Below are 16852 nucleotides of genomic sequence, written 5' to 3' on the forward strand. Positions count from 1 at the left end.
ACGGACATGGACGAGCTGCAACCGAAACATCAGGGGATCGCGAGCGAACTGGCGCTGCTGCTGGCGCTCGCGACGCTGTGGGGCGCGTCCTACACGTTCCTGAAAGTCGCAGTGGCGACGATCCCGCCGGTGACGCTGATTGCGGGGCGCACCCTGATCGCCGGGTTGCTGCTCGTTGTGATCATGCACTGGCGCGGGATGAAATTGCCGGCGGATGCCGCGAATTGGCGCCGCTTCCTGTTCCAGGCCTGCCTCAACAGCGTCATTCCGTGGACCCTGGTGGCCTGGGGCACGCAGGCGCTGGACGCCGGCGTTGCCACCATCCTCAATTCGACTGCGCCGATATTCACGTTCATCCTGACGGTCGCAGTCACGCGCCACGAGGCGGTGACGTCACGCAAGCTGGTCGGCGTCGTCTCGGGCATGGCGGGCATCTGCCTGATCGTCGGCATGCAGGCGCTGGCGGGCCTGGGCGAGCAACTGGCCGCGCAGATCGTCATGCTGCTCGCCGCCACCTGCTACGCGGGCGCGGCGATCTTCGGCCGCAGCTTCAAGGATCTCGATCCGATGGCGCCGGCGGCGGGATCGCTGCTCTGCGGCGCGGCGATCCTGATCCCGGCGAGCCTGGTGATGGAGCGGCCGTGGACGCTGGCGCCTTCGGTAAATTCGTTGCTGGCGCTGACAGCGCTCGCGGTGTTCTCGACCGCGCTCGCCTTCGTGATCTATTTCCGCCTGATCCAGACGCTGGGATCGATCGGCGCCACCGCGCAGGCCTATCTGCGGGTGCCGATCGGCGTCGCGGTCGGCGTGATTTTTCTCGGCGAGCAGTTGAGTTCGTCCGCCTGGATCGGCCTTGCCTGTGTCGTCGTCGGTGTCGCCGCGATGACGATTCCACCGCGAAAGGCGAAACCGATCGGGGAGGCTGTCTGAACGGGTTTTACGCCAGAAAGGCATCGACTTGCGCCTGGTCCTGGTCGTAGACCCAGCATTCGGAAAGCAGTCCGTCGTGCACGGCGTACACCAGCAAGCGCTCGACCTCGGCCGTCTTTCCGTCGCGCTCGAAGCGCTCGCGGACCAGCAGCGCACCGCGCTCAGGCCCGGCCATGACGTCGACGATGGCGAGCAGCCGGCGATTGGTGCGACGCGTGACTTCGGCCAGGACGCCGAGCGCGGCGGCCTTGCCGGCGTGGTCGCCCGCCAGCGGGTTGCGGCCGAAATAATGCAGTGTGAAGTCGTCATGATAGCAGGCGGCAAGTGCTGAACGATCGCCCGCGAGCCAAGCGCTCGCGTAGCGGCCAACGGCTAATCGCGTACGCTCAATCGCGGCCTGGTGCTCGATTTCGGACCGGTTATTTGCCATCATTGTCAATCCCAGGGATCGTTGCATTCCTGAGGTTAGATCCGCCTGACAATCCGGGCTTTCAAGAACTGGCTATGCACGCAATGGCGGCAGCGAAACTGATCGGGTGGGGCGCTCGGGTGCTGTATCTGGGCCCGGCCTTCGGGCTGACGCCGCACCGGAATGCGACCGCCGTCCTTGCCGTCGGCCTCGATGATGAGCTGGAAGTCGCTGACGATCCGGTGGATCGCACGACGGATTATCGCGCAGCCCGCAGCGTGCTGATCCTGCCCAACAGCCTGCACCATTTGCGCATCGAACGGAGCCGGATGGCATTCCTCTATGTCGATCCGTTGGGGCGCGACCTCGAGGCGTTGATCGCGCGGATGACGAACACAACGCCGCGGGCCGCCTTCGACCTCAGGGAAGAGTCCAGGGTGATTGAAATCATGACCGGCCTGGCCGAAAGCCGGATCGCGCCGCAGGATGGACGTGCATCGCTCGGAGAATTGCTGGGTGTGGGGACGCGCGGGAAAGCCAGCGCGCGCATCGCCGCAGCACTGCGGCATATGCGGGACGAACCACAGCTGGCCCACCGGCTGACGACCCTGGCGGCGCGGGCTGGCCTGTCGCCGTCGCGGTTTCTCCATCTGTTCAAGGCGGAGACCGGGGTGCCGTTGCGGCGTTACCGCATCTGGAACCGGATGGGCGCGGCGGTTCGCGCCAGCGGCGATGGCGCCTCCCTGACGGAAGCGGCCCATGCCGCCGGCTTTGCCAGTTCGTCACATTTCTCCAGCGCATTTCGCGACATGTTCGGCATGATGCCGTCGGATTTGGCGAGGGCGCTGAGGCCGGGAGCGGTCCAGGTTTGAATCGGCCGCGGGTCCGTTCGGCCCCGTGGAATCCGGCCTATTTACCGCCATTAACCACCGGACCGCATGTTCCCCACGGCCCGAAATACATCGTATATTGCGCCCGACAGGAGCCGGCCCCGACCAACATGACCGCTGAAACGCCGCCGAATTCGCCGCCGCAGCGATCGTTCTCGCTTTCGATCGGCCAACTGACATTCGGCAGCTTCATGCTGGTGCTGGCGGTGATCATCATCACGTCGACCGCCAGCGTCATCGCCATCCGCCACATCGATTCGACCTTTGCCGAGCTTCAGCGGCTGCAGAGCGTCCGCGATCTGGCCGAGGACATCGACCACCGCATGAACGAATTGCGGCTTGCCGCGCGGGATTTCGTCACGGATCCCGGCAGCCAATCGCTCCAGGTCGGAGAGGCCGCGACCGCGCTCGGCGACGTCCTGAAGAAGACGCGGCTGGAGCTCGCGCCCGAACAGCAGGACATGATCGACGGCGTCACCGAGCGCCTGGCGACCTATCGCAGCGGCATCGAGCGGATTTCCGCGCTGATCAACCGCCGGGCCGAAATGATCGTCGTGTTGCCGCCATTGCGCGAAAAATTCGATACTGCGGTTGCCGAGGCGGCCGATCCCCAAACCGCGTCGACCCTGTCTCAGACCCAGAGCCGGATCGCCTCGGCGTTGCTGGCGCACAACCCGTCGGCTGCCGAACAGGCCGCGCAAAACATGCGCTCGATGACGATCGCGGATCCGAAGCTGCATGCCGCGGTCAATGCCTATGCCGAAGCCATCATCGGCATCTCGATCCGGGAACGGCAGATCTCCGACATCGACAAGGAAGTGCTGAGTGCGGAGGGCCGCCTGATCCAGCGCGTCACGGAATTGTTGCGCGAAGTCAGCGAGAGGCGGGGCCGGGTCCTCGCCCGCGATTTTGCGCGGACGCTCTCGGAAGCGAAGTGGCAGAGCATCGTGCTGGGAACAGCGGGCGTTCTGATCGGGCTTTTTGCCTCGCTGCTGGTGGTTCGCCGCACCGTGCGGCCGCTCGCCGCGATCGCAAACTCAATCCGCGCGGTGGCGGGTGGTGAAAAGAGCACCTCGATCCCGGCGACGGATGTCGACAACGAGATCGGCGACATTGCCCGCGCGGCCGAGGTGTTCCGGCAGACGCTGGTCGATGCCGATGCCGCGCGCGAGGCGGCGGTGCGGGCGCTTGCCGAACAGCGGCTTGCCGAGGAAAGTTACCGTAAGCTGTTCGAGTCCTCGGTCGACGGAATCTACGTCACGACGCCCGGCGGTTCGCTGCTCAACGCCAACCCGGCGCTGGCGCGGATGATGGGCTATTCCACGCCGCAGGATCTGATCAACGGAATCGGCGACATCGCAAGCACGGTCTATGTCCATCCCGAGGCGCGGGCGGAATACGAGCGGCTGATGCAGCGCGACGGCATGATCCGTGAGTATGAGTACCAGGTTCGAACGCGCAACGACACGGTGCTGTGGCTCTCCGACAGCGCGAGCGCCGTGCACAACGAGGCCGGCGTCCTCGTCCGCTACGAGGGAACGGTGCGCGACATCACCGACCAGAAGCGCGCCGAGGATGCGATCGCCGAAGGCCGCCGCCTGCTGCAAATGGTGATCGATACCGTGCCTGCGGTCATCAACGTCAAGGACAAGGAGCTCCGCTACGTCCTGATGAACCGCTATATGGCGGGCATTTTCGGGGTCGAGCCGGGGTACGCGATCGGCCGCACCACCGCCGAGCTGATGTCGCGCTACGGCGCCGAAAAGACCAGTGAGCCCGACAAGCGGGTGCTGGCGGTTGGCAAGGAACTCGGCTTCTACGAGGAGGAATACAAGGATGCATCCGGCCAGATGCGGCAATGGCTGGTCAACAAGCTGCCGATTCTGGATGCCTCCGGCGAGATTGAGAACATCGTGACCGTTGCGCTCGACATCGGTGAGCGCAAGCGCGTCGAATTCGAGATGCGCAAGGCCAAGGATGCGGCGGAGGGGGCGTTGCGGAACCTGCGCGAGACGCAGAACTCGCTGATCGAGGCAGAAAAACTTGCTGCGTTGGGACGGCTGGTGGCCGGCGTCGCCCACGAGGTCAACAACCCCGTCGGCATCAGCCTGACGGTCGCCTCCGCTCTGGAGCGCAAGACGTCGAACTTTACGGCCGAGGTTGTCCGCGGCGAACTGCGGCGCTCCAGCCTGAACGATTTCCTCGAGACCAGCCGCGATGCGTCGTCGCAACTGGTCGCCAACCTCAACCGCGCCGCCGAGCTGATCCAGTCCTTCAAGCAGGTCGCCGCCGACCGCAACTATTCCGACCAGCGCTCCTTCGACCTCGGCGATCTCACCGAGCAGGTGGTGATGAGCCTGCGGCCCGGCCTGCGCAAACACAATCTGACGCTCAATGTCGAGTGCCAGCCCAATCTGATGATGAACAGCTATCCCGGGCCCTACGGACAGGTGCTCACCAACCTGTTCCTCAATTCGGTGGCGCATGCCTTCCCGGACGGCAAGCCCGGTACGGTCGATATCCAGGTGCGGGAGTCCGGCAAGGACAATGTCGAGATCATCTTTTCCGATAATGGATGCGGCATGAGTCTCGACGTCCGCCGCCGCGCGTTCGATCCGTTCTTCACCACGCGGCGCGACCAGGGCGGCACCGGGCTCGGCCTGCACATCGTCTACAGCATCGTGACGACGCGGCTTGGCGGCCGGCTTGATCTCGATTCCCAGCCGGGCGGCGGCACGCGCATCCAGATGATCCTGCCGCGCACAGCACCGCTGGAGCAGGCGGCGGAGTAGGCGACGCGGGACGTCTGCAGGCGTGTGTTGACCGTTGCGCTAATTGATATCCGCCAGCTTGTGCAGCGTGGCGCCGAAGATCTGGCTGGCTTTGCCGACGAGCGCGGTTCCATTCATGCTGCCGCGGGTGTCGGTGAAGGTTCCGGATACGCCGATGCCGACTGGATTGGGGCCACCGAACAGCGGATTGTCATTGTCGCGCGGGGTGGTGTGACGCTGCACCAGGACCTCGCCTTTGAAGGTGTCGCCCTTCACGGTGTAGCTGCCGGTATAAAACAGATAGGCGTCGCCACCGAGAATCTGGCCGTCCCGGAACAGAATGACGCCGCTGCCCTTGCCGATGCGCCCATCCAGCAGGGTGACGTGAATCGAATAGAGCCCGTTGTTCATGACGTCCCAGTGGCCAGCCGCCGCGCCCAAGGAAGCCGGTCAAGGAATTATGCCAAAGCGTGGCATGCACCGTCAACGCGTCAGGTTGGCCGCCAATTCCCGTACAGGAAGCAAACGCAAACCGTACCACTCCGACGTGACGCGAGGACGACTTGCGGTGTGCCGAATCAAGTTGGCCCGTGAAATGCATAGTTTGGTTTGGCACCGGCCGGCGGGTGCTGGAGCAAGAGAAACAGGTGACCAACTGGAAGAATTCCGGCGGCCACGCGCCGCGCCCATACATCGAGAACAGCAACCGTGAAACTTTGGGCCGCCATCGCGCGGTTCGCTGGAAAACGCGAATGGTGATCGGCAGCGTGTTGCTGATGTTGCCGCTCGCCGCCGATCGCGGCGAGGCCCGCGATCCCGACGGGCGCTATGCCAACTCACCGCTGAAGCAATGGTTCGACAGTCTAAGGAGCGGGAAGGGGCCGTGTTGTTCCGACGCGGACGGCAGCGCCGTCAGCGACGTGGATTGGGAAACGAAAGACGGGCACTACCGCGTTCGTATCGACGGCGATTGGTATGACGTTCCCGAAGATGCCGTCATCACCGAGCCGAACCGGGTAGGTCGGACCATGGTCTGGCCGATCCGCGGCTATCAAGGATTGAGCATCCGCTGCTTCATACCGGGCAGCATGACGTAGCGCGTCGCCGTTTTGTGCGCGCTCGCATCGTCGGAGCGTCACGCATATTTCTTGTCGCGCTCGAGCAGCTCGACCGAAATGCCCTGCGGCCCGCGGATGAAGCAGATGCGAACACCGGGCCGGATGGTGGTCGGCTCCTTCGTGAACTCGACGCCCTTGGCCTTGATCTCGGCGGCGACCGCGTCGATGTCTTTCACGGTCAGGCCGAAATGGTCGAGACCCTGATAGGGCGTCACCGGTGGGGTGTTGACGCCGTCGCCGGCGGTGACGGGCGCGATGAACACATTGGCGCCGCCGAGTTTGACGTCGATCCGCCCGGGACCACGGATGATCTCGCCTCCGAGAACGTTTTCCAGCCATGCAGCGGTCGCCTCGGGATCGGGACTGCGCAAATGGACATGGTCCCAGATAACGTTCGGCATCTTCGGTCTCTCCATTGTTGATTGTTGTTGCGGCGCTCAAGGCCGGTCACGGCGCGGCCAAATGTAGCCGCCGCGCATCCGCAATTCCATCGCGGTCGCGCCGCCGCCGCAATATTGTCGGGGTGGTATGCAACCATTTCTGCCTTGGGTGATTGTTGACAAGCGGCGGGATCCGTACAGCGGCGGTCGTGACAGAAGCCGTACGGGAAAACGCCCGTAGGGCTTTTTTCATGCGCAGCACGGCAATCGCCGGAGCTGCCGGGTGAGGGCGCGGCTATGAGAATCGCCGGGTGGTCGTTCGGAAAGTCCGAGGCACGGCTCGCCGTGCTGCCGGCCATCGCCATTGCTGGCTGCGCCATATGGCTGATGCTCCCGCAAGCAAGCGATGCCGAAGGCCGCTCCACCGCGACGGCGACTGAAGTCACCCGCGTCACGCAGGATACATCCCGCAACGACGACACGGCCGGGACCCAGGCAACCCTGTCGAGCCCGGCGCCGACCGATGCCAACCCGGCGGCCGTGCCTCTCGACGTCGCGCCGCCGGAAACAGTGGAGGCCGCCAGGTCGCCGCTCGATGGCCTGAAAATTATCTCGCAGTCGTGGCGAAGGGGCGGGCTCGGCTCAAAAGCGCTGGTAACGTTCACGCTTCGCAACGCCAATGACTACGCGGTGAAGGATATCGAGATCGCCTGTACCTTCATCCGCCGCGACGGCAGCCATCTGACCGACCGCAGGCGCCTCATTCCCGATACTGTGAACATGAAGAGCCGGAAGCGGTATGCGGGCATGCTGGTCGGCTTCGTCAACGTCAACGCAAATAAGGCGAAATGTTCCCTGGTGACAGCCAGCCGAATTTAACCCTGCGCGGCCAAACGCGCGTTCCCCGTACCCGAAAACGTGATCGGCGCCTTTGAACCTTGCCGGTGGGGCAGGAACTAACTGGTGTATCGCCCGTTAGGCGATTGAACCGCGCACAACCCGCGCGGGGGGAGCGAGTTCAATGCCCGTAGCGCGTTATTTCCTGTTTGTCGGCGGGGTGCTTGTCGCGCTGTTGTTGGCGATCAATGCGTTCGTTCCAGAACAGGCCGTCGTGGCCAGCCAGGCCGGTCCTTCGGTCGATAAGACCGTTGTACGCATTCGCTCTGACCAGAAGCCGCCGGAGCGGGTGGTCTACGACACCAGCCTTCCGACCATTGTTCCGCCGACCGTGACGGCCCAGGCCGTCGCGCCGCCGGCGCCTGCCGTGGCCTCGGCCGACGCCACTGCCCAAGCCCGCGTGCGGGACACGTTTGCCCAGTTCGTGCCGCCGGAGGCGAAGAAATCCGAGCCGCAGGTTCAGCGTAAGCGCAAGGTCGCCAAGAGCCGTCCGGCGCCGCCGATGCAGTTCGGGCAACAGCCTCAAATGCGGGTGGCGCAGCAGTCGCAATTCGGCTTCTTCGGCGGTCCGAGATGGACCTGGTAAAGCACGCCGCCTGATTTAGCGCGGCGGTTTCGGAATCTTGTCCGCAAAACCGTTGTAGCAGGTCAGCCGGTCATCTTCCTCCTTGATGAAGCGGCAGTCGTTGACGCCCTTGGCTGCCGGAGCCTTTGGCTTGGGCTGCGGCGCATAGATGGCGTCGTAGCAATTCAGGCGCTCCTTGGTCGCATCGTCGATGTCCTGGCAGGCCTGCAACTTCTGGGCGGGCGACAAGGGCTTCTCTTTTTCTTTCTTGGCCGCCGCAGTCTTCTTAGACCCGACCACAACCAGCGGTTTGCCGCCGATGGTCGGAGGATTGGCGGGGTCGGCCGGGGCACTCGTCCCCTGAGCCAGCGCCGCCGCCGGATACAGGATCGCCAGCGTCAGGATGATCTTTCTCATGTCGAAATTTCCGAATTGCCATAAGCCGAACGAGCGCGCCTGGAGAGACCAGAACTCCCGATCCTCGGAATCGAAATCCCGCTGCCCGCCCTGCGTTCTCTAGCACCATCCCCGAGCCTCTGTCTAACCTGTTGATTTAACGGCCTTTCAATTGGGCTCGCGGCGGCCCGGAGGACGCTGGCCTGGTCTTGCTCGACGTCTCGTTGCCCCCGGGCGATCCGGCTTGTGATCGGCACACCCCATCGCCAACTTGTGGTCTTGCGGGCACTCCATCGGCGGTCGCGTGGGCCGCCCCTGAGCATTTTGCTGGCCCGCAAGGGGAGAGCACCATGTCCGATCCGCAACGCCGGGCGTTTCTGGCTGCCGCAGGCATTGTCTCGCTGGCAGCGCTGGGCTCGGCGACGCCGGCCGCCGGTGGCGATCCGAGTTTCATGAACAATGTCCCGGACCCAACGCTCGCGGGCAAGGATCTGCCGACCTTCAAATTCGCGCTGGAGAAGTCGGACGGCAAGGTCATCGGCAACAGCTACGGCAAGGAGGCGACGGTTGCGCAACTGCCGATCTCCAAGGGGATCGCCGGCGTTTCGATGCGGCTTGAGCCCGGCGCGATGCGCGAACTGCACTGGCACGCCACCGCGGCCGAATGGGCGTTGGTTCTCGAGGGCCGCGTCCGCACCACCGTCGTCGACCCACGCGGTCTTGCCGAGACCAACGATTTCGACCCGGGCGACGTCTGGTACTTCCCGCGCGGCCACGGTCACATGCTGCAATGCCTCGGCGACAAGCCCTGTCACTTCATCCTGATCTTCGACAACGGTTACTTCTCCGAATTCGGCACCTTCAGCATCACCGACTGGGTCGGGCATACGCCGCCGGCGCTGCTGGCGAAGAATTTCGGCCTGCCCGAAACGGCGTTCACAACATTCCCGAAGGAGGAAGTGTATTTCGCGCGCGGCAAACCGCCGCCTGCCGAACCCTCGGTGCCGCTGCAGGGCTGGAAGCTGCCGACGGAGACGCACAAATACCGCCTGCTGGCGCAGCCGCCGCATGCGACCTATCAGGGCGGCCGGGAATGGCGCGTCGATTCCAGCCGTTTCCCGATTGCGAAGACGATCACCGGCGTCGTGCTCGATCTCGATCCCGGCGCGCTGCGGACGCTGCACTGGCATCCCAACGCCGACGAGTGGCAGTACGTCGTCGATGGCGAGGTGAGCGTCACCTTATTCGGCTCTCACGGCCGTTACCGGGTCGAGCGATTGCAAAAGGGCGATGTCGGCTACATCCCGCAAGGCTATGGACACTCGATCGAGAATGTCGGCAGCGGGCCTGCGCGCATCCTGATCGGATTCAATGCGGGCATCTACGAGACCATCGACTTGTCACAATGGATCGCGGCAAATCCCAAGGACGTGCTCGCCACCAATTTCGGCCAGCCGGCGGAACTGTTCGGAAAATTCCCGGATCGGGACGTGTGCATCGCCGGAAAGAATCGTTGATGAAGCGGTTGCCGCCGAGCGTGCACAAGGCTGAGCGTGCACGAAAACGTCAACCGGCCTCGCAGAGCAATCGCATCAGCGTGCTGCGAGGTCAGGTCTAGCGCAAACGATAGGCGTCAAAGGCGTGCGCCAGGAATACGCCGATGCTGACGAAGATGAGGAATGCCGTCACGACCTCGGTCATAGCCTTCCTCCCTGTGTTGCAATGCCGAGAAGGGCACGCTTGAGAAATCCGCGATAGATGAGGTTCAGGACCGATACCAACATGATCTAACCCCGTCGTTTGATCAGGCAGCAGGCTAGGGGGCATTTGTTTCCAGAGGATTTCGCGGCGGATCGAAATGGTTTCGTTGTGTCGCCCGCGGATCACGGAATCGCGAGGAACCGGAACAACCGATTGTCATCGTCCGCCCTTTTCTCGCCATCCTAGTTCAGGAGACCTGCCGCGCGCGCTCTGTGAAGGCCGTGTTCCCAAAGGTCCCATGTGATCGTCCGACATTTGATGCAAAACGAGACTTTTACATCCCGCCGCGCGTTGCTGCGCGGGATGGTGTCCTCAGCCAGTGTGCTCGCGCTCGGCGGATGCGCCAATCTGGGCGCGACCGGCGCGCGCTACGACGCTGCGTCGCTCTCGGCGGAGCCGACGGTGCTCGTCGCAACCACGCGCAAGCCGGTGAATGGCGGGCGGACGAAACCCTGGTTCGGGCCGGAGCGCGCTACAAGAATGACCGTCGCGCGGGCGAAACTGGTGGCACCCGACGAGAGCCGTTTCTCGCTCGCCGCAGCCGGTCTTGGCGATTGGCGTCTCGATGCGGTCGAGCCGGTGTCGGGAGAGGTCAGCGACCTTCTGACGCAGGGCGGCGGAGGCGACGTCCTGGTCTACGTGCACGGTTTCAAGCAGACATTCGAGACGGCAGCGCTCGATGCCGCGCACCTCGCCGACGGCATCAAATTCCGCGGCCAGACGATGGTTTTCTCTTGGCCGTCCAAGGCGGGACTGTTCGACTACGCCTATGACCGTGACAGCGCAATGTGGTCGCGCGACGGCTTCGAACGCGTGCTGCAATCCGTCATCACGACTCCCGGCGTCGGCCGCGTACACATCGTCGCACACAGCATGGGCACCATGCTGACGCTCGAAAGCCTGCGCCAGCTCTATGCGCGAAATGGTGACACCATTACGGACAAGATCGGGGCCGTGGTATTTGCCTCACCCGATATCGACATGGACGTGTTCTCGTCGGCGGTTGTCCGCATCGGTCCGCTCGGCCGCAAGATCACCGTCGTCGCCGCGACGAACGACCGCGCGCTGGCGCTGTCGGGACGATTGGCTGGCGGGATGACACGGGTCGGCGCCGCCGAGAAGGCCGCCATCGAGCAGCTCGGGGTGCGCGTCATCGATGCGTCCGAAGCCGGTTGGGGCATCATCAACCACGATTTGTTCCTGTCCAATGCGGAAGTGCGGCGGGTGATACGCCGTTCAATCGATACCTCAGCCGCGTAAAACGACCGCTTGAGAAGCTGTTTTCGGCGCGTTAGCCGGCAGTTAACCAGCCGCGTAGCGACCTGAAGCCGGCAGGGCATCGATTTTAAGGGTTTTGCGGCACCGTCAAGGAGATTGGATCCTTGTGGTTGCTTCATGAACGATATCGCGAAGTGATTTCGGATCGATGCCGAGAATCACGAATTGATGGGCGCGCAGCTCGCGGCGTTTTCGCGGCAGGTCCCGTTGCTCTATTTTATCCTGAGCGTGAATTCGATTGCGTTGGCGTTTACCCATCTTGGCATCGCGCCGACAAGCCTGACCGTTGTGTTTCCCGGCTTTCTGGTCGGGGCTTGCGCGATCCGTTGCCTGATCTGGCCGCGACGCCGCGACCACGTGGTCGAGCCGAAGGCAGCGGCCCGCACCCTGCGGGCGACGGTGGCGCTGGGTGGCGCGCTGGGATTTGCTTTCCTGGCGTGGGCGCTTAGCCTGTTTCCGTACGGCGACATCTCCCGCTACGGCCATATCCTGTTTTTCGTCGGCATCACGGTCGTCAGCTGCATCTTCTGCCTGATGCATGTGCGCCCGGCGGCGCTGATCCTGACCGGTACCGTGATCGCACCGTTCGTTATTTTTCTGCTTGCAAGCGGTGACGTGGTTCATATCGCCATCGGATTGAACCTGTTCCTGGTCACGATCGCGATGACCTACATCCTGATCATCTGTTCCGGGCAGTTCGCCGCCATGGTCAATGGTCAAATAGAGACCAGGCGTCTCAGCAACGAGAACTTCCGTCTTGCCAATGTCGACAGCCTCACCGATCTGCCCAACCGGCGCCAGTTCTTCCACCGGCTGTCGGTCCTCGCGGAGCGCGCGGGAACGGAAGGCCACAGATTCGTCGTCGGCGTGCTCGATCTCGACGGCTTCAAGGCGGTGAACGATCTCTACGGACACGGGGTCGGCGACCGGGTGTTGCAGGAATCCGGTCGGCGCCTCCTGGAGCTTTCCGATGACACGCAATTCATCGCGCGTCTCGGCGGTGACGAGTTTGGAATCATCGTCGATGCGGACCTCGATCCCGAGGCCGTTCTTGCGGTCGGCGCAAAAGTCTGCTCCGTCTTCGACGCGCCGTTTTCGGTCGCGGGGATCGTCGCCAAGATCGGCGGCTCGGTGGGATTTGCACTGGCGCCGGACGCCGGCACGACGGCGGAGCTGCTCTATGAGCGCGCCGACTACGCGCTCTATCATGCCAAGGCGAGATACCGCGGCCAGCCGGTGATCTTCTCCAGGGAGCACGAAGTCGAAATCCGCAAGCTCAGCACCATTGAACATACGTTGCGGAGGATCGATCTCGACGCGGAACTGTCGCTGCATTTTCAGCCGATCGTCAATGTCGGGACGGCGCGGCTGGTCGGCTTCGAAGCGCTCGCGCGATGGCGTAATCCCGAGCTCGGCGATGTCGCTCCTGACGTCTTCATCTCTGTCGCGGAGCGCACCGAACTGATCGGGACGATCACGCAGGTCCTGCTGCGTAAGGCGTTGGCCGCGGCCCACTCCTGGCCGGAAGATATCTTCCTGTCCTTCAATCTGTCGATGCACGACCTGATCTCGCAAGTCACCATCCTGCAGATCGTGGCGCTCATCGAAAGCAGCGGCATCGATCCCCGCCGCATCATTATCGAGGTCACCGAGACGGCGCTGATGCAGGATTACGAGCGGGTGCAGGATTCGCTCAGGATTTTGCGATCGATGGGATTGAAGGTAGCGCTGGACGACTTCGGATCGGGGCAGTCCAGCCTGAGCTATGTCCATCAATTGTCGCTGGACAAGATCAAGATCGACCGCGGCTTCATCCGCAATATCGCGACGCAGGAGAACGCCCGCAACATCGTCAAGACGGTGATTGACCTGTGCCGCAACCTGAAATTCGACTGTGTGGTCGAAGGTGTGGAAACGGCAGAGCAGGTCGAGATCATCGGCCGTCTTGGTTGCTCGACGATGCAGGGATATTTCTTTGCCAGGCCGATGCCGCAGAGCGAGGTCGAAACCTTCATCGCCAACTTCCGCATATCCGACGATCCGCGAATGGCCGCCGCGGCCGGATGAGATTCGATCAACGCCTGACGTCGCAGCTTCGTTGCCGTTTCAGTGCAACGCAATCGCACGGCAACGGCCTGTCACCGATCGATCGGCCGCCGCAATGTCACCATGCCGTCACCCATAATGTCGCCAAATTGACGGAACACTTATTCGTTGCCGGCACGGTGGTGCCCGGTCTCGCCTCGAATTGCTCAACGCTTGAACTGCTCAACGTCCGCAACGCCGACCGGTTGTCGGCGCGCGACGCTTTGCGGATAGGTCTTGGAGATAGGGGGGCGACGCCGGGCGCTTGCCGGCGATCCGATTTATTCAGTTGATACAGAGGAATGAGAGTCATGCGTCAAGCAACATCGAAAGCCGCGGCGAACCGCCGACAGGTGCTGTCACTCACGGCGGGCATAGCCTTGCTCGCGGGCGTCACCACGGCTCACGCGCAGAGCACGGGTATCGTCGCCTGTGACGACTTCCTGACCAAATACGACGCCTGCGTCGTCTCCAAGGTTCCCGAGGCACAGCGCGCGATGTACAAGACGCAGATCGACCAGACGCGCAAGGCCTGGGTCGACATGGCAAAGAATCCGTCGGCGAAGGCGACCATGGAAGCGACCTGCAAGCAGACACTGGATGCGACGAAGGCCTCGCTCACGGCGTATGGCTGCTCGTTCTGATCGGCGCGTACGCCGCTGAAAGGGAGTGGCGCCGAGTGGGCGCCATTCCTTGATGGCGGCCGGGGCGCGACGGAGGAGCGGCTGACGATGCCGGCGAGGCGCTCCTCCGGAACTTTGGCCGAAGCGGCGTGTGCACCGCTGGCACGTGACTAACGATCAAGCGGCGCGTCTTCAGGGCGCGGTCTGCAAGCCTCTCTTTGTGCTGATTAACCACTTGTTAACCATAACGCCCCAGCATTGCCCTCTATAGAGAGTCGCCACGGGCTTTGGTCCGAAGGCGCGATTGATTGTTCATCTTGGGGGCGGGCCGAGGCTCGCGGGGCTCCAAGGAGTAACGTCATGTCGTCACCTGGCGTACGGCACGAAGCAAGTCTGCTTTCCGAATTCGTCCCGGCGATTTTCGGCGCGCTTGGTTTGGGTGTCCCGATTGCGGTTGCGATCATCTGGATTTGTTCCTGATCGGTATGCCCGCTTGTTCTTTGCGGCGCTCGGCTGTGAGGGGCGTGATGGGCTGCGGCCGATGAAAAGGCCACAGTCTCCTCGGACCGCATCTTAGACCGCGGACGCTATCATTCCGACTCTCATATCCTTGGCGAAATATACGCATGCGTCGTCAGCAAACACGCTGCCATCAGCAATTCCAACAGCCAGTTTGCCGCGCCTTACCTGGCGCATACTGACCTCGTAGCGCACGCGCTTGATGTCTGGCTTGATGTCTCCCCGGAACTTGACCTCGCCGACACCGACGGCGCGGCCCTTGCCCGGTGAGCCCGACCAGCCGAGCCAATAGCCGACGATTTGCCACATGGCGTCCAGACCCAGACATCCCGGCATTACCGGATCGCCGAGAAAGTGACAGTCGAAAAACCAGAGGCCCGGCGCGATATCCAGCTCGGCGATGACGTGGCCCTTGCCGAATTCTCCGCCGTTCAGGCTGATCTCGGTGATACGGTCTATCATCAGCATGGGCGGTGCCGGCAGCTGGGCATTGCCCGGGCCGAAATAGCCGCCTTCGCTCGATTTGAGCAGATCTTCCCTGGTGTAGGACGATTGCGGAGCGTGAAAGTCTCTTGGGTTCGACAAGACAAACTCCTTCGGCGTTTGCGGAGCGTCAGGCGACTTTGTCGCGACCGGTTTTTTCGATGCCGGAGCCAGCCGTCAGGCGCAGGGCTCCGGCCATGAAGGCCCAAATTTCATCTGTGAGTTTCTCCGGATCGGGTCGTTGTTCGCTCATCAGGGCAGCGATAAGGGCCTGGCGAATTCCGCCGATCATCAACGCAATGGTGAGATGTGGATCGACGTGATCGGGAACGATGCCGTCACGCTGCGCCGCCTCGAGCATGCATGCGCCACCGGCGAGCTGTCGGTTGGTAAAAGCTGTCTCGACATCGAGGACCTCGGGCGCGCGGCTCAACGCTCCGATGACAAGGGGAGCAAAGGGGTGGTCGTAATGGAAGGCGATATAGGAGGCTATTCGCCGTCTTTCTCTGTGCGCCCAGCTTTTCGAAGGCCGCCCCGCGTCGTTGAAAACCTCTTCATCGAGGCGGCTGTAGAACGCCTCGACAACGGCGGCGATCAGGCCCGCCTTCGATCCAAAGTGGTGATAGGCGAGCCCGACCGAAACCTGCGCCCGTTTCGCGACGGCCTGCATTTCCAGATGCCCATGGCTCTGGACCAGCTCCTTCTGGGCCGCTTGGACCAATCTCTCTCGTGTCGCGATCGTTGCGGTCATCTGGTTTAGCCGTTGAATTGAATTCAGTTCAATATAGACTCTTGAGCTGCGATTCAAGCCAGGAGTTGGGAAGACCGTGACGTGTCGCTGCGGTCGCTCCAGGCGGGGATTTTCCCGGTGCGTTGCCGCCGGGACGGATCTGGCTTTTCCTGGGAACGCTGAGGCGAGCGATAAAGGTCCGGCTGCGTACAGCGCAGATCCATCCAGAACGACCGGCGGAAATCGCGGTCTAGAATTTTTGCTGCGGATCTGGGGACAGGAGTTCGAACCTCGCCCGCTCAGTGAGGCCAGACGAAATGGAACGAATTCTTGCCGATATGGACGCCGACAAGGCGTTCGAATTCTCGAGCGCTTCCATCATGGCGTGCTCCTTGCCTTTGGTGCAGCATCGCTTGTTTCGGGCGGGAGCACGACCGGACCACCAGCGGAAATCAATGATGATTTCAATCACTCTTGGTCGAACGTCGTTGGTGGCGGTCCAGGCGAAGTCTTTGCGCTCTCATGCGCTTTATCTCGTCATCAAGGGCATCCATGTCCTCAGTGCGCTGCGCGTTCCTGGATTTCGGCGCATCGGCCTTACGCAGTTTTTCCAGCGCTTTTTCGACAGAGAGTTTGGGTGTTTCGGCCATGGCAACCTCATATCCAAGCGAAACGCGTTCAGCCTCTTGGCAACCTCGCAGGGGCGCCGGCGACCAACAGAACGGACGCGACGGCATGAAACCATCTCAGCCGATCGCGAAGCTTGCTTGCAGTGCTTCAGATCCGGCGCAGGCGTCCGTTGATCTAGATCAACAGGAATATGCGTGCGGTGATTTGTTTTACGCCCGATGCCCGCTGTGATCGCCAGGCGGGCGAGGAGCCGCAGGTTATCGGACGGCCCAATGATTCCGAGGAGCCTCTGCTAAAGGAAATCCGACATACTCCGTTGGACTCCGGCACCACGTTGATGGGCCGGTGTTGAGTCGTCGCCCCAGACACGCGTGCTGAACGGCATGG

The 16852-nt window shown here is 62.8% G+C and carries 17 protein-coding genes; 11 read left to right on the top strand and 6 right to left on the bottom strand.

Going from position 1 to position 16852, the window contains the following annotated elements; all coding sequences use genetic code 11:
• The first annotated feature begins 6 nt into the window (after positions 1-6).
• On the top strand, positions 7-930 hold the full coding sequence (locus V1283_RS08060; RefSeq protein ID WP_334385896.1) for a DMT family transporter: 924 nt from the start codon (positions 7-9) through the stop codon (positions 928-930).
• A 7-nt stretch (positions 931-937) separates the two neighbouring features.
• On the opposite strand, the gene V1283_RS08065 is transcribed toward V1283_RS08060, so the two are convergent.
• The gene (locus tag V1283_RS08065; protein ID WP_334385898.1) at positions 938-1360 is read right to left on the bottom strand and encodes a nuclear transport factor 2 family protein; all 423 of its coding nucleotides are present in this window, start codon (positions 1358-1360) and stop codon (positions 938-940) included.
• A gap of 83 nt (positions 1361-1443) precedes the next feature.
• Here V1283_RS08065 and V1283_RS08070 point away from each other — a divergent pair, with 83 nt between their 5' ends.
• The gene (locus tag V1283_RS08070) at positions 1444-2211 is read left to right on the top strand and encodes an AraC family transcriptional regulator (protein WP_334385899.1); all 768 of its coding nucleotides are present in this window, start codon (positions 1444-1446) and stop codon (positions 2209-2211) included.
• A gap of 128 nt (positions 2212-2339) precedes the next feature.
• The gene (locus V1283_RS08075; protein ID WP_334385900.1) at positions 2340-5021 is read left to right on the top strand and encodes a PAS domain S-box protein; all 2682 of its coding nucleotides are present in this window, start codon (positions 2340-2342) and stop codon (positions 5019-5021) included.
• Between the two features lie 39 nt (positions 5022-5060).
• Here V1283_RS08075 and V1283_RS08080 read toward each other — a convergent pair whose 3' ends face one another.
• A complete protein-coding gene (locus V1283_RS08080) occupies positions 5061-5411 on the bottom strand; it encodes a GrlR family regulatory protein (protein ID WP_334385901.1) in 351 nt (116 codons plus the stop codon).
• 236 nt (positions 5412-5647) lie between these two features.
• Between V1283_RS08080 and V1283_RS08085 the strand changes: the two genes are divergently transcribed.
• Entirely contained in the window at positions 5648-6097 is a 450-nt protein-coding gene (locus V1283_RS08085) for a hypothetical protein (protein WP_334392990.1), read from the top strand.
• Between the two features lie 38 nt (positions 6098-6135).
• Here V1283_RS08085 and V1283_RS08090 read toward each other — a convergent pair whose 3' ends face one another.
• On the bottom strand, positions 6136-6519 hold the full coding sequence (locus V1283_RS08090; protein WP_334385903.1) for a VOC family protein: 384 nt from the start codon (positions 6517-6519) through the stop codon (positions 6136-6138).
• Between the two features lie 276 nt (positions 6520-6795).
• Here V1283_RS08090 and V1283_RS08095 point away from each other — a divergent pair, with 276 nt between their 5' ends.
• Complete coding sequence (locus V1283_RS08095) at positions 6796-7377, top strand: hypothetical protein (RefSeq protein ID WP_334385904.1); 582 nt, start codon at positions 6796-6798, stop codon at positions 7375-7377.
• 142 nt (positions 7378-7519) lie between these two features.
• On the top strand, positions 7520-7981 hold the full coding sequence (locus tag V1283_RS08100; RefSeq protein WP_334385905.1) for a hypothetical protein: 462 nt from the start codon (positions 7520-7522) through the stop codon (positions 7979-7981).
• Positions 7982-7996: 15 nt separating this feature from the next.
• Here V1283_RS08100 and V1283_RS08105 read toward each other — a convergent pair whose 3' ends face one another.
• The gene (locus V1283_RS08105) at positions 7997-8377 is read right to left on the bottom strand and encodes a hypothetical protein (RefSeq protein ID WP_334385906.1); all 381 of its coding nucleotides are present in this window, start codon (positions 8375-8377) and stop codon (positions 7997-7999) included.
• A 329-nt stretch (positions 8378-8706) separates the two neighbouring features.
• On the opposite strand from V1283_RS08105, the gene V1283_RS08110 reads away from it, so the two are divergent.
• The 4 genes from V1283_RS08110 to V1283_RS08125 all read left to right on the top strand — a co-directional run bounded on the left by V1283_RS08110 (position 8707) and on the right by V1283_RS08125 (position 14124).
• Entirely contained in the window at positions 8707-9873 is a 1167-nt protein-coding gene (locus V1283_RS08110; protein WP_334385907.1) for a cupin domain-containing protein, read from the top strand.
• Positions 9874-10375: 502 nt separating this feature from the next.
• Positions 10376-11377: an alpha/beta hydrolase gene (locus V1283_RS08115; protein WP_334385908.1), complete on the top strand. Its 1002-nt coding sequence runs from the start codon at positions 10376-10378 to the stop codon at positions 11375-11377.
• A 186-nt stretch (positions 11378-11563) separates the two neighbouring features.
• A complete protein-coding gene (locus V1283_RS08120; protein WP_334385909.1) occupies positions 11564-13462 on the top strand; it encodes a putative bifunctional diguanylate cyclase/phosphodiesterase in 1899 nt (632 codons plus the stop codon).
• A 329-nt stretch (positions 13463-13791) separates the two neighbouring features.
• Entirely contained in the window at positions 13792-14124 is a 333-nt protein-coding gene (locus tag V1283_RS08125) for a hypothetical protein (RefSeq protein WP_334385910.1), read from the top strand.
• A gap of 552 nt (positions 14125-14676) precedes the next feature.
• Here V1283_RS08125 and fabA read toward each other — a convergent pair.
• Entirely contained in the window at positions 14677-15207 is a 531-nt protein-coding gene (gene fabA / locus V1283_RS08130) for a bifunctional 3-hydroxydecanoyl-ACP dehydratase/trans-2-decenoyl-ACP isomerase (protein WP_334385911.1), read from the bottom strand.
• Positions 15208-15235: 28 nt separating this feature from the next.
• Entirely contained in the window at positions 15236-15856 is a 621-nt protein-coding gene (locus tag V1283_RS08135; protein WP_334385913.1) for a TetR/AcrR family transcriptional regulator, read from the bottom strand.
• A gap of 296 nt (positions 15857-16152) precedes the next feature.
• Here V1283_RS08135 and V1283_RS08140 point away from each other — a divergent pair, with 296 nt between their 5' ends.
• A complete protein-coding gene (locus tag V1283_RS08140; RefSeq protein WP_334385914.1) occupies positions 16153-16638 on the top strand; it encodes a hypothetical protein in 486 nt (161 codons plus the stop codon).
• Positions 16639-16852: the final 214 nt, after the last annotated feature.

Origin of the sequence: Bradyrhizobium sp. AZCC 2262 (assembly GCF_036924535.1) — a bacterium.
Taxonomy (GTDB): Bacteria; Pseudomonadota; Alphaproteobacteria; order Rhizobiales; family Xanthobacteraceae; genus Bradyrhizobium.

What these genes read in the sequence shown, in the direction of transcription:
- V1283_RS08120 (WP_334385909.1), top strand. Translation starts at nt 11,564, where the DNA reads ATGGGCGCGCAGCTCGCGGCGTTTTCGCGGCAGGTCCCGTTGCTCTAT.
- V1283_RS08095 (WP_334385904.1), top strand. Translation starts at nt 6,796, where the DNA reads ATGAGAATCGCCGGGTGGTCGTTCGGAAAGTCCGAGGCACGGCTCGCC.
- V1283_RS08075 (WP_334385900.1), top strand. Translation starts at nt 2,340, where the DNA reads ATGACCGCTGAAACGCCGCCGAATTCGCCGCCGCAGCGATCGTTCTCG.
- V1283_RS08105 (WP_334385906.1), bottom strand. Translation starts at nt 8,377, where the DNA reads ATGAGAAAGATCATCCTGACGCTGGCGATCCTGTATCCGGCGGCGGCG.
- V1283_RS08080 (WP_334385901.1), bottom strand. Translation starts at nt 5,411, where the DNA reads ATGAACAACGGGCTCTATTCGATTCACGTCACCCTGCTGGATGGGCGC.
- V1283_RS08115 (WP_334385908.1), top strand. Translation starts at nt 10,376, where the DNA reads ATGCAAAACGAGACTTTTACATCCCGCCGCGCGTTGCTGCGCGGGATG.
- V1283_RS08100 (WP_334385905.1), top strand. Translation starts at nt 7,520, where the DNA reads ATGCCCGTAGCGCGTTATTTCCTGTTTGTCGGCGGGGTGCTTGTCGCG.
- V1283_RS08135 (WP_334385913.1), bottom strand. Translation starts at nt 15,856, where the DNA reads ATGACCGCAACGATCGCGACACGAGAGAGATTGGTCCAAGCGGCCCAG.
- V1283_RS08090 (WP_334385903.1), bottom strand. Translation starts at nt 6,519, where the DNA reads ATGCCGAACGTTATCTGGGACCATGTCCATTTGCGCAGTCCCGATCCC.
- V1283_RS08110 (WP_334385907.1), top strand. Translation starts at nt 8,707, where the DNA reads ATGTCCGATCCGCAACGCCGGGCGTTTCTGGCTGCCGCAGGCATTGTC.
- V1283_RS08065 (WP_334385898.1), bottom strand. Translation starts at nt 1,360, where the DNA reads ATGGCAAATAACCGGTCCGAAATCGAGCACCAGGCCGCGATTGAGCGT.
- V1283_RS08140 (WP_334385914.1), top strand. Translation starts at nt 16,153, where the DNA reads ATGGAACGAATTCTTGCCGATATGGACGCCGACAAGGCGTTCGAATTC.
- V1283_RS08070 (WP_334385899.1), top strand. Translation starts at nt 1,444, where the DNA reads ATGGCGGCAGCGAAACTGATCGGGTGGGGCGCTCGGGTGCTGTATCTG.
- V1283_RS08125 (WP_334385910.1), top strand. Translation starts at nt 13,792, where the DNA reads ATGCGTCAAGCAACATCGAAAGCCGCGGCGAACCGCCGACAGGTGCTG.
- V1283_RS08060 (WP_334385896.1), top strand. Translation starts at nt 7, where the DNA reads ATGGACGAGCTGCAACCGAAACATCAGGGGATCGCGAGCGAACTGGCG.